This is a genomic window from Chryseobacterium aquifrigidense, from assembly GCF_006716485.1.
In the GTDB taxonomy this organism is placed as follows: domain Bacteria; phylum Bacteroidota; class Bacteroidia; order Flavobacteriales; family Weeksellaceae; genus Chryseobacterium; species Chryseobacterium vietnamense.
In genome coordinates, this window is sequence record NZ_VFPD01000001.1 from 2151746 (window position 1) to 2163642 (window position 11897).

Sequence of the window (11897 nt, forward strand, 5' to 3'; positions counted from 1 at the left end):
TATAATTTATTTTCAGATAATGGTTTACCTAGAGCATTCAGTAACTGTTTTATTAGTTTTTGGTGAATGGGATATTATTATAAAAACCAATCTGAATCTGTCCGCGGTTTCTGTTCTCCTGAATCTGGTTCATATACCCGGCTTCAATTCTCATATTTTTGTTGATGACATATCCTAAGGCTCCGTAGACTCTGTTTCTATCGAAAACCGGATTATTGAAGTGAAGGAAAATCTCATTATATACTGATGCGTAAAGAGTCTTCGGCAGCATTTCCTTTTGAGTAATCGGAATATTTACTCCCAGCATATAACGGAATCTCATTCTGAAATCATCCTGAAGGAAACGTTCTTCCAAACGATAGCGGTGCTGAAGATAGAAACGTCCAAATTTTTGCTTGGTAATGTACTGTTGGAAAATCCGGTGTTCAATATTTTCTTTTTTTTCACCGTTTACATAAGGTTGACTGAGAATAAATCCGTATCCCAATAGAACATTGTTATTATTCTCTGTAAGATCATATCCGATTCCTGTACGGATCAGTAACTGTTCCAGATCTCCTACTGCGTCGAAATTACGGTACTGAATTTCATTGTGCCAGTTCAGCTTCTTGCTGATTTTGTTATTTCCAAAATACATATACCATGCTCCCAGATCGTTTTTTTGAGCAAATGTCAAAATGGATCCCAAACCTAATACGGTGAACGCCAACTTCGTAAAAACCTTTCTCATGCTTGTCAATTACTATTATCTATCGTTTTTAACAAAATTAATATTTTAAATCAATAATAGCAAACTATATTTTATAAGTTAATATAAAGAAGTACGGATGCAATGGTCTGCATCCGTTTTTTGTAAAAGATTATCCTGGAACCTGTTCTGTCAGAACATCACTTTCGTTCCGGTCAAAATAAGTACAGGTCATTGCATGAAGATCCATTGTCCATCCATTGATTCCGTTTTCTGCACAGTCTTTACAGAAAGTCATATAATCTGTTCCTCCCTGCTGGTGAATCTTCAGTCTTATTTTAAAACTATCAACGTTCAAATCATCGGAGATGGAAAGAAAAACATATTTGCTTCCTGTTTGTACAGATTGGCTTTCATGATTAAAGTACTCTGTATTTCCATCTGACACGTATGTTTTGTAGTGAGAAACACCCAATGTTTTCAGGGCTTGAATATATTGAGGGAAATCAGCTCCGCTTTTTACTTTCTGATGTTCTGCTTTAATGTTTTCAAGGGTAAATTTCATTCTTTTGTATTTCCTGATTTTATTATTTAAGGTTATAAAATTATTGCATTTTTAATAAACAAATTATCTGCATCTGCTTATAAAACAACAACTAATTTAGTCAGAAAATATAATTTTATTAATTTTTTAATGAAAACAACGGTATGGACATTTATTCGAATCTGTCTTTTAAATAATTCATATCGGCAATTTTACTTTCTATGGCATATACTACCAAGCCAGCCGTATTTTTGGCTCCTGTTTTCAGCAGTAGGCTGTTGCGGTGTCCTTCGACGGTTCTGGAGCTTATAAAAAGCTGATCGGCAATTTCAGAGGTGTTGTATTGTTTACAGATTAATTCCAATACTTCTTTTTCTCTTTTGGAAATATGATTGGCATCAAAAATACTGGAAATTTTCTTTTTAGGCTCTGTAAGGTTTTGATGGAGCGCTTCCATGACCTCATTGTTATAAAAGAAACCTTTGCTGTGTACTTCCCGGATTGCCGTGAGCAATTCTGCAGGACTTGAGTTTTTTTTAAGAAAAGAGCATGCCCCGGACTGTATCATATTGACAATAAATGCTTTTGTGTTATAGCTCGTTAATGCAATAATTCTGATCTGAGGATATTTGATATGGATCTGTTTGGTAGCTTCTACTCCGTTAATTTCCGGCATATTGAGATCCATCAGGATAATATCAGGCAGTTCTTCCAGGGTTACAAGCTCATCCAACAGCTCTTTCCCATTGCTGAAATCCCTTACCAGTTCAATATCTTTTTCTCTCTGTATCAACAATGAAATTCCCTGACGAAAGAGTGCTTCATCGTCTACAATTATTACACGAATTATGTCCTTTTCCATCTTATAATGATTTAAAATGTAAATTCTACAGTGATTCCTTTATTGTTTTCACTTTCAATCTTTAGTGTTCCATTGATCAGTTCTACCCGGCTTCTGATATTTCTCAAGCCTAATCCTTCTTTCAAAGTATTTTCATTCAGATTAAATCCTTTACCATCGTCTTTATAGATACAGGTATTTTTTCCGTTTTTTCCTAAAAATTCTATATCAATATGCGTACTTTCCCCGTGTTTAATGGAATTGTTAATGAGCTCCTGAAGTATTCTAAAGATATGCAAATTTTTCTCTTCTTCTGCTTTTGCAAAGTACAGACTATTAGAATAAGTCACCTGCAGGGTTTTGGACAGGTTTATTTCTGAGCATAATGCATCTATTGCAGCATGAAGTCCAAACTTTTCTAAAATCGGAGGAAGGAGATCATGTGAGATTTGTCTGGCACTTTCCGCAGTTTTGTTGACGAGATGTATTATTTTATTTTTCAGATCATTATATTCTTCTCTGGTCAAATTATCAAAATCCAAAAGATGAATATTTAAAGAAACCACACTGAGTTTTGAACTGATATCATCATGCAGATCCTGGGCTATTCTCAGTCTCTCTTTTTCCTGGGCACTGATAATGGCATGGGTAAGATCTTTCTCGTATCTGACCTCCAGCTCCTTTTTCTGAATAAGATTTCTTGTTATTTTCTTATTTGAAAAGTAATAAAATATGATCAGGGTAACAGCCAGTAAGGTAAAGGCCAGAAAGGTATAAACGATGGTGGAAATAATTGTATTCTCATTCATTTTGTAAAATCATAACAGTAATTACACATTTTTTTTACGGGTAGACAGATATTCTATCAGAATAAAGATCTGGTACACAATAAACATGACAACATTGAATACCCAAATCTCTTTATGCAGTTTTCTGTTCATGACCGTATACAGATTCCCGGACAAAAATATTACGGTACTGCTTATCAGATAAAGTAAAAGTCCCAGGCTTATATAATTGTATTTCTTTTTGGTATCCAGTATATTATACAAATGCAATAATGCCAGAATTATAATAGAATAAGACGTGACAAAAATTTCAAAAAGATTAAAAACATAATACTTTTCCGGATATATTATATACTGTATAACAAGAACAACAGGAATGATAATTAAAAGTGTACGTGCTGTTTTTTTCTGGTATTTTTCCGTTATAATCTCATGGAAGAATAATCCCAGTAATAAAAACTGGCCTATCAGATAATAATGTGAGAAAAACAGATTATTAATCTTCTGTGAATTCAATACATAGAAAACAATTTCACATACTAATATCCAGGCCAAATAGCCGATGAAGAATGTATAGGCTTTTACTCTTCCGGAAAAGCCTATACAGTATACTGCCAGATTAATCAGCAGAATACCTTTTCCAATTAACGACAATATTTCAATCCATTGATCCAATGATCTCCAGTTTTCAGATTACAGGTTCCACCATTTTGCAGTGGAGCATACGCTTGGACAAGGTGTGGTCATGTCATACACATAATCTCCTTTATCATAGTCTACAATATCATTGTTATCTGCATCTACGCCTACCAGAAGAAATTTAAATTCGCCTTCATCGGTAATTGCATTATAACCCCGGTATCTTGCAAATCCTTTGTCGTCAATAAAAATATCATGAACATCCTTTGCCGGAATAAGGTGAGCCCGGATAGAGGTTCCATCGATAATTTTTGTATTCTGCCAATTGCTGATCCATTTTTTAGCATCATCTAATAAGACTGCATGTTTAGGTAGTTCCATAGTTTTTCTCGTTTTAAATTATATAATAGGTTTAGAATAAAGTTACTGTAGCTACACATTACAAGTTATGAAAAAAAACTAACCATACTGTGAAATACATTCATTTTAATTAACATAATATTGCTTTTTCAAAATTATAATAATAAAAACCAATGAAATTGCGTATTTCTACGTGTTTTTCAATTCGGTCTTTAATACGCTGTTGCCACTTTGCATTTCTAAGTTACTTTGTGGTATCCTTTACAGAAAAGTCTCGTGAGCATTTCAACAATACAGGAAGCTTATGATCTTCTGCAAACATTAAAAATCTGTATCATGAAAAAAATTATCTTTTTTGTACTTTTTGCTTTATTAAGCAATATGGCAGCGCTCAATGCACAGATAACCACGGTAACTTTTGAAACGTCATCCGGCGGCAGCACAAGCTTTACCAGCAATGGATATACATTCAATATTGTTTCACAGGCCGGAACTTTCAGAATTCAAAGTAATTATCCAAACACCGGCTGGAACGGAACAGCTAATGACAATGTCTACATCGACAACACAGGAACTACCAATATCAATGCTCCTTCTTTTAGTGTTAAAAGCAATTCTGCATTCACGGTATCAAAATTTTGGGTATTCTTAAGCAATACTTCTTTAAATCAGTCAGCCTCATCAGGAACACTGATCATTACAGGAAAAGCAGGAGGAGTTACAAAGTTTACTACCACAAAAACATCAGGATTTAACACAACATTCAATGCAACAGTGGGAACAACAGGTATTAACAACGGATTTACCCTGATTGATCTTGCTACCCTAAACAGTCAGAATAACAGCAATACAACTATTGATGAACTTCAGCTGCAATCCACCGGAGGATACGTTTATATGTGCCTGGATGCATTGACATGGACAAAAATTTCCACATTGGGAACTTCAGAAAATATCGTCAAAGACAAAATGAATATTTATCCTAATCCAACTTCCGGAGTCTTCTATATGGACAATCTAAAGAAAAACAACAAAGTTTTGTTATATGACCAATCTGGGAAACTTGTAAAATCAACAGAAGCCGAAAAAGGTGAAAACAGATTCGATATAAGCGAACTCCCTGACGGAATTTACCTCATCACAACAGAATCAGGAAGCTACAAAATCATTAAAAAGAAATAAAAACATTGAAACTTACAATACATAAAAAACCGACAGGAGTCTGCCGGTTTTTTCAATATTTTGATTACAAGGATCAATTTTATGGGTGTTGCTGCATTTTAGCGGGATCATCATAGTTTACCATCCAGTTGATTCCGAATTTATCACTAAACATTCCGAAATAAGCGCCCCAAAAAGTATCTGCCATAGGCATTGTTACCTGCCCTCCTGCAGAAAGACCACCAAATAATTTGTCTGCTTCTTCTTTAGATTCAGCGTTCACAGAAATAGAGAAATTATTTCCTGCCTTGAAGTTGGAAGACCATTCTCCTCCTGTATCACTTCCCATCAAAATTGTTTCTTTAGAGATCGGAAGTGCAACGTGCATGATTTTGTTTTTGTCTTCTTCAGGCATTTCTTTTCCTTCCATTGGAGGCATTTCTCCGAATGTTCCGATGTAAGGATATTCTCCTCCGAAAACAGATTTATAAAAATCGAATGCTTCTTTGCAGTTTCCGTTGAATGTCAGGTAAACGTTTACTGTTGCCATAATTGTTTTGTTTTTTTAAGTTTAGTTTATTTTTATTGAGGTTTTTCAGATAGTGCTTTCAATCTTGAAAGCCCCTTCTGGTAATCTTTTCCAATGGCATTCTCCATGTTCATAAACAACTTCATCAAAGTAAACGGATAAGGAATCTGTGATGTAAATCCCCATGTTGCCTTACTTCCACTTCCTTCCGGAACTACTATTACATAAGCATTTGCTTCACTTTCATAGGGCGTAAGGAATTTGATTTTCGTATCTATCCTTTTCCCTGCTTCATCTACTTTTTCTAATTCCTGACAACCTTTTCCTGCACTTTTATTTTTACTGTCCCAGCAAACTTTCTCTCCAGGCTGTCCGGTTATTCCAGTCCAGTCTTTTTTCATCCGTGGATCAAGATCATTCCACGGGCTCCATTGATCCATAGCTTTGAGGGTATTGGTGTTTTGCCATACTTTTTCTACCGGTGCGTTGATAGAAACCGACTTTTCATATTTGCAGTCTCCTGAAACAAAAGCAGCCCAAACCAACAAAATGATTAGTAATGTAGCTAAAAGTAAAATAATTCTTTTAAATGTTCTCATCATAAATGTGTTTTAATTATTATCTGTTATCTGTGCTGATCTATAAGAATCATATTTCCATCAGGATCTTTCAGATAGATATGCTCGGGTCCTGAAGTAGTTTCATCGGCTTCTTTTCCAATTTCTACTCCATTTTCTTTTAATCTTCTCTGAATTTCACGCACATCATCAAAAGATTCCAGATTCTGTGCATTTTCGTCCCATCCCGGATTGAAAGTAAGCATATTTCCATCAAACATCGCCTGAAAAAGGCCTATCAGAGTAGAACCGTTTTTCATGATCAGATAATTTTGTGCTTCCGTTCCTGCCATGGTGGTGAACCCAAGTTTCTCGTAGAAGTCTTTGGATTTTTGAAGATCTTTTACACTTAAGCTGATTGAAAAAGCTCCTAATTTCATATTTTAATTGTTTTTAAAGCGAGTTGATGTCCTACGAAAACCAGTCCCCAAACGAAAATTCCCAGAATCCAGAACCAGATTGGAGAAGGCAAGGAAATCATCATGTAAATAGTCATCAACAGGAAAATAACTCCACAGATTACTGCAGATGTACTTTTCCTGTTATTTGAAATTTTTGAAGCCGTAAATCCTGAAACTATTGCTGCCAGAGCATACGCAATGATGATAAAAAACAGAGCCATAAAAGGGGCTTGATCCACATACTCTTTCAAAGCCTCCATATCTCCGGCCGCAGCTTCTGCCGGAGGTGGATAGAGTGCGTGTCCTATTTTCTCTACTATCGTAATACAAATTGATCCTACGATAAGACCAGCCAATACGGCCAATATTCTTCTCAGCATGACTACTGGTTTTTTAATTGGGTTTTAAGTGCTATACTTCCGTCATAGCTTTTCCAGTCACCTGTAAGTTCAATGTACTGCTCTTCAATTTTCTCTGTTTTCCTATTCCATTTGAAATGATAGATAAACTTTCCTGTAAAAAGTCCGGAATGTTTTCCTTTATTTTCTTCCGCCAGTTCATATTCGCCGTAGACTGTTCCCTGTTTTTTGGAATCTTTATATTTTGAAATGGTAATTTTTCCTTCAAATTTCGCATAATTGGTATCCACAAGAGAGTATCCTGAAACGAAATATTCCTGGTCATTCTTTTTATTCTGTTCAGAAATATTGATCTTCAGTTTCAGTTCCTGCCCTTTGTTTCCAATAGTTCCTATATAAGGTTTACTGTTGTTCAGCCAGGTATTTGAGATATCCGGCATCTGCCCTAATGCAAAATTGGCGGTCAGAATGAGGAGAAGTAAAATTTTTTTCATATTGTGTGATTTTTTATACGCCAAATTGTGCCAGATGGTGGTTCAAATGTTTGGCAAACATATTATTCCATTCCTGAGAATTCAGTTTTCCGAAAGAAAAAGATTCCTTACCATCAAAAGCATCCGCTCCTAACTGTTGTGTCTTTTGAATGAACCCGATCAGTCTTGTTTTTTCTTCATGAAAGTTCTTTCTTGTGGTAATCAAAAACTGTGGTGCGGTAGGAGAATCCCTCGGATATGCTTTTTCTCCTACTACTTTAGGTTTTACGAAAGTTTTTAGTATAAATTTTGCAATCGCTCCCGGCTTTTTGTGTTTTTCCGGCTCGTAGATCATTTCATAAGTAATACAACAGTGCGCCAGCATCTGGTCTACTGTCATTTTCCCCCACAAACCGTGAGTATCCTCCACCAATCTGTTGATCCTATCTATATAGTTTTGAGCATCTTTTGCATCAAATACATTTTCCATATAATTTCTATTTAACTATGGACAAATATATCAGTTTTTTTGTTTTATTTTATCGTTGGCTGAAAAAATTGAGCGTGGATAGTTTCGGGATTCGAGTTACGGGATTACGAGTTGGTAATAGTGAGTTTGTGATAGGTAGAGCCCAGGTAAAAGAGAATGATTTCTGCACTACTATTCTAAATTATTTAGAACAAATGCTGAAATCAATAAACCAATATAACATCAATAGGCCACTGGCAAACAAATTAACCATTCATTACAAACTACTCGCTATCCTCCGGAGAAGTATTCTCTACCGCAATTTCCTGTGGTGCAGATTTTTTGAATATAAACCAAAGTTTGATCTTTAAAGCAATCCATCCTATAATGGCATATATTACTAAAAGGATGCTCAGGTGCTTCAGGTAAGGGAATGTAAGTTCCACGGAACCTTTTTGAATCAATAAAATTTTGAAAGCCTGTAAAAAAGGGGTTAACGGAATAATATTCGCGATAAACTGAACGAAAGCAGGCATTGCATTTAAAGGCCATGTAAAACCACTGATAATAAAAGCCGGTGAAGCAATAACCATAAGAATCTGTGTCGCTTTCAAAGCATCCGGAATAAGAATACTGATGAATACTCCCAGAAACGAAACCGATCCTACAAATACGGCTGTCAGCAATATAAAATTGAGTATTCCTTCAGGCATCGGAACATGGAAAATCATGTGCATAAAGTAGTAAATACCGACAATGAGAATAGAAAACACCCAGATTGGAATGACTTTTATAAGCATGGTTGGGAAAGCCCACTTTTTCATTTTAAGATATTCTTTCACAAAAGATCCTCTTTCGAATTCGGCAGCAAAACTTACTGCCATTGCCAAGAGAATGACTTGCTGTAAAACCACTGCCAGCATGGCGGGCCACATGAAGATCAGATAATTTCCGGTAGTGTTAAAGAGGGTAATATAATTGGCTTTGAAAGGTTCATACTGTGTGGCAGCTTTTACAGCAGGCATTCCAGCTTTCTGAAGGGCTTTAATGGAAGCTCCTGCAGAAAATGTCCCTATGGTCAGCTGAAGTGCTTTGGAAGCAAAATTGGCCGTTAACACATTTCCTGTATTGATATACACATTCAGTTCAGGATATTTTTTCTGCAGCATATCTCCTTCAAATCTTGAGGGAATAATGACCACAGCAGCTGCCTCATGCCTGATCACCTCATCTTTGATGCTGAGAGGCTCCTGCAGATATCTGATAATTTTAATGCTTTTATTATCATCCAGCATTTCCGTCAATTGGTTGGATAAAGGGGTATTGTCTCTGTCAACAACCAAAACAGGGGTATTTTCAACTTTTCCGCTTTTATAGACAAACCCCAGCAAGGTGGCATAGAAGACCGGTGCCAAAAAGAACACAGTCCTTAAGGTGGAATTGCCGATAAAAAGTTTGAACTCACGTTTCAAAAGACGGAAAAATTCTTTCATCTGTATATTTTTATAGGTGGAAGAACGAAATGAAATTCAATCGAAGATCTATATGTTCTTTTTCAATTTATTTCAGGATTACATTGGCATTGACTAAAATATTTTTAGCCTTATTCATGTCTTTAGGTTTTACTTTGATCTCGTAGATTGCATCCTGTAACTGATAATCCGGGTAGGCTGTCGTGATATCTGCATATTTTGTAAGCTGTTTGATATACACGATATTTCCTGTCAGAGTTTCTTTGTTATAAACGACCTGCATGGTCACCTCCTGCCCTTTTTTGTATTTTGAAATAGCACTTTCAGGAATGGTAAATCTGAAATAAGTACTTTCCGGAATATATCCGTTAAACAGAGCAAAACCTGCTGTTGCCAGTTCGCCTGTATTGAGGCTGATGGTTTCGATCTCCATATCGTTGGTAGCGATTATATATCTTTCGGAATAAGCGACATTGGCTTCCTGTAAAGCTCCTTTGGCCTGTGAAGCCTGCCCTGCTGCCATCTCTACTTTCTCGAATCGGGTACCTCTGTTTACATCATCCAGTTCTGCCACTACTGCATCATATTGTGCCTTCGCTCCCTGTAATTTCGCATAAATTTCGTCATGAGCCTGTGGCGACATTAAACTGTCACGAAACATATTATTAGCTCTTTTATAAGATTTCTGAGCAAATTCATACTGTTCCTTAAGTCCTTTATACTTAGCCTGAAGCTGTCTCAGCTGGTCGGCTGTAGCTCCGTTTTTTGCCATTTGTTCCTGAGCTGTAGCAGCATTTACGGCACCTTGTGCCTGTGCTATTTTTGCCGAAACTTCCGGAACATCAAGCTGAGCCAGCGTATCTCCTTTCTTCACAGTCTGGCCCTCGGAAACATATATTTTCAGAATCCTTCCGGTAACTTTAGGGGCAAAAGAGATGACATCCTTTTTGGTTTTTCCTTCCGGTTCTTTGATTTTTTCATTTTTTTTGTCACAGCTCCCCAATAAAAACAGAGCAGCGAAGAGTATAGATATATTTTTATGCATCATTTAAATTTTTAAGGGATTAAATAAAATTTGGTGATATCCAGTTCCTGGGTAGACCTCATCAGTTCTATTCCCGCTCTTCTCTGGTTGAAAATGGCATTCTGATATTCCAGTTCTGAAACTTCAAGATCATTTTCGGCATCAATAAGCTGTGAAGATTTGCTCATTCCGTATCTGAATTCTTTTTCTGCCTGTACGAGTGCATTTTTAGCCAGCTCTTTTTCTTTGGCTTTCAGGGTAATCTGTGCAGAAGCGATATCATAATTCGTTTGATTATTGGCAAGATTCAGTGTCAGCTTTTTCAAAGCATCTTCTTTCTGATTCTGTAATACTTCTTTTCCTACTTTGGCGGTTTCTTCTGCATGTTTGCCTTCTTTCCCGTCAAAAATTTCCCATTTAAAACCAACTCCTGCAGTAATCAATGGAAATACATTGATATTATTGGGTCTCCAGTCCAGCTTTTTTCCTTCATATCCCAGTATAGGAACAGCTGGAATGACATTTTCTGAGGATTTTATCCTGTTTCCGTACAATCCGATATAATAGGCAGAAGCCATCAGCTGTACTTTAGGAATCATCCATGTCCTTTCAGCTTTTATTTTATAATCTGCAGCACTGATTCCATGTTCCAGAGCACGGATTTCAGCTCTTTGCTCTATCCCTTTTTCTGCAGCCAGCAATTCCACCGGAGATAAGACCGGATCAATCATTCTGAGCCTTTCTCTATTGATTCCGGTTAAAATATAAAGCTGGGTAAGAAGCAATTCTTTTTTCCCTTCATATTCTACCATTTTCGCATCTAAAGTAGCCTGAGCGAGTTCGATCTTCTTATGATCATAAGGAGTAATCAAACCATAGCCAAGGGCTTTATCGGCTGTTTTTCTGTTGATATCCAGTCTTTTTTTACTTTCGTCCAGCACCTTTTTGGACTGATGAATCAATGCTAACTGATCATAGGCTTTGGAAATGGTGGCAATCACCTCATCTTTTGTTTTTTCCAAAAGGATATCTTCAGACTTTTTCTTTTCTTCCACCGCTTTTTTCATGTACTTCACTTTTCCTCCTGAGTAGAGAAGCATTTTGGCATCTGCCTTGGCAATACCTGAAAATCCAGATACGTTGAAATTATTGTTGAAAGTCCCTTCGGGAATATTGATAAAGGGCGCGAGATTGAATTCGGGAGACGTCAGTCTTGCTGTTCCATTGAGATAGCCGGCTTTACCACTCAATTCCAATGTTGGAAGAAAGATGTCTTTCAGTTTGTGTTCATCAAGATCGGTAAGCTTATTTTGGGTAATCTGCATTTTAAGGTTCGAATCCCGAACCATAGCACTATCCAGAAGTTCTTTAAAATCCGGCGCAGACTGTGCCCAGCCAAAAGCAGGGAAAGCAAAAAAACTAAACGTAAAAATCAATAAATTGTTTTTCATGGTTTATGTTTATAACAAATATAATGCAAAAATTGTTAAAATCCTTAAAGATAATTCTACAATACGGTGAATTTAAATTCA

16 protein-coding genes are annotated in these 11897 nt (G+C 36.4%); 1 reads left to right on the plus strand and 15 read right to left on the minus strand.

Annotation, left to right across the window (positions count from 1 at the left end):
- Positions 1–52: 52 nt before the first annotated feature.
- The 6 genes from FB551_RS09670 to FB551_RS09695 form a co-directional block, all read right to left on the minus strand.
- Positions 53–730, minus strand: a complete 678-nt coding sequence (locus tag FB551_RS09670; protein ID WP_142017058.1) for a DUF2490 domain-containing protein — start codon at positions 728–730, stop codon at positions 53–55.
- Positions 731–860: 130 nt separating this feature from the next.
- The gene (locus tag FB551_RS09675) at positions 861–1253 is read right to left on the minus strand and encodes a DUF1398 domain-containing protein (RefSeq protein ID WP_142017060.1); all 393 of its coding nucleotides are present in this window, start codon (positions 1251–1253) and stop codon (positions 861–863) included.
- Between the two features lie 151 nt (positions 1254–1404).
- Positions 1405–2094, minus strand: coding sequence for a response regulator transcription factor (locus FB551_RS09680; RefSeq protein WP_142017062.1), 690 nt, complete (start codon positions 2092–2094; stop codon positions 1405–1407).
- A gap of 11 nt (positions 2095–2105) precedes the next feature.
- Positions 2106–2882: a sensor histidine kinase gene (locus tag FB551_RS09685; RefSeq protein ID WP_047433622.1), complete on the minus strand. Its 777-nt coding sequence runs from the start codon at positions 2880–2882 to the stop codon at positions 2106–2108.
- Positions 2883–2903: 21 nt separating this feature from the next.
- Complete coding sequence (locus FB551_RS09690; protein ID WP_142017064.1) at positions 2904–3536, minus strand: hypothetical protein; 633 nt, start codon at positions 3534–3536, stop codon at positions 2904–2906.
- Positions 3537–3554: 18 nt separating this feature from the next.
- Positions 3555–3881 (minus strand): hypothetical protein, encoded by a 327-nt coding sequence (locus FB551_RS09695; RefSeq protein WP_047433623.1) that lies wholly within the window; start codon positions 3879–3881, stop codon positions 3555–3557.
- 315 nt (positions 3882–4196) lie between these two features.
- Here FB551_RS09695 and FB551_RS09700 point away from each other — a divergent pair, with 315 nt between their 5' ends.
- Entirely contained in the window at positions 4197–5042 is an 846-nt protein-coding gene (locus tag FB551_RS09700) for a T9SS type A sorting domain-containing protein (protein WP_142017066.1), read from the plus strand.
- A 79-nt stretch (positions 5043–5121) separates the two neighbouring features.
- On the opposite strand, the gene FB551_RS09705 is transcribed toward FB551_RS09700, so the two are convergent.
- The 9 genes from FB551_RS09705 to FB551_RS09745 all read right to left on the minus strand — a co-directional run bounded on the left by FB551_RS09705 (position 5122) and on the right by FB551_RS09745 (position 11816).
- Complete coding sequence (locus FB551_RS09705) at positions 5122–5571, minus strand: VOC family protein (RefSeq protein WP_047433624.1); 450 nt, start codon at positions 5569–5571, stop codon at positions 5122–5124.
- 32 nt (positions 5572–5603) lie between these two features.
- Positions 5604–6152, minus strand: a complete 549-nt coding sequence (locus FB551_RS09710; RefSeq protein WP_226798660.1) for an SRPBCC family protein — start codon at positions 6150–6152, stop codon at positions 5604–5606.
- A gap of 23 nt (positions 6153–6175) precedes the next feature.
- On the minus strand, positions 6176–6547 hold the full coding sequence (locus FB551_RS09715) for a VOC family protein (protein ID WP_142017068.1): 372 nt from the start codon (positions 6545–6547) through the stop codon (positions 6176–6178).
- A complete protein-coding gene (locus FB551_RS09720) occupies positions 6544–6948 on the minus strand; it encodes a hypothetical protein (RefSeq protein WP_142017070.1) in 405 nt (134 codons plus the stop codon). The genes FB551_RS09715 and FB551_RS09720 overlap by 4 nt, the downstream gene beginning before the upstream one ends.
- 2 nt (positions 6949–6950) lie before the next feature.
- Complete coding sequence (locus FB551_RS09725; RefSeq protein WP_142017072.1) at positions 6951–7421, minus strand: hypothetical protein; 471 nt, start codon at positions 7419–7421, stop codon at positions 6951–6953.
- Between the two features lie 13 nt (positions 7422–7434).
- The gene (locus FB551_RS09730) at positions 7435–7890 is read right to left on the minus strand and encodes a DUF1569 domain-containing protein (protein WP_034699611.1); all 456 of its coding nucleotides are present in this window, start codon (positions 7888–7890) and stop codon (positions 7435–7437) included.
- A gap of 263 nt (positions 7891–8153) precedes the next feature.
- Positions 8154–9362: an ABC transporter permease gene (locus FB551_RS09735; RefSeq protein ID WP_142017074.1), complete on the minus strand. Its 1209-nt coding sequence runs from the start codon at positions 9360–9362 to the stop codon at positions 8154–8156.
- A 67-nt stretch (positions 9363–9429) separates the two neighbouring features.
- Positions 9430–10386: an HlyD family secretion protein gene (locus FB551_RS09740; protein WP_047435837.1), complete on the minus strand. Its 957-nt coding sequence runs from the start codon at positions 10384–10386 to the stop codon at positions 9430–9432.
- A gap of 11 nt (positions 10387–10397) precedes the next feature.
- Positions 10398–11816 carry a TolC family protein gene (locus FB551_RS09745; RefSeq protein ID WP_142017076.1) on the minus strand — a complete coding sequence of 473 codons (1419 nt, stop codon included), beginning with the start codon at positions 11814–11816 and terminating at the stop codon, positions 10398–10400.
- Positions 11817–11897: the final 81 nt, after the last annotated feature.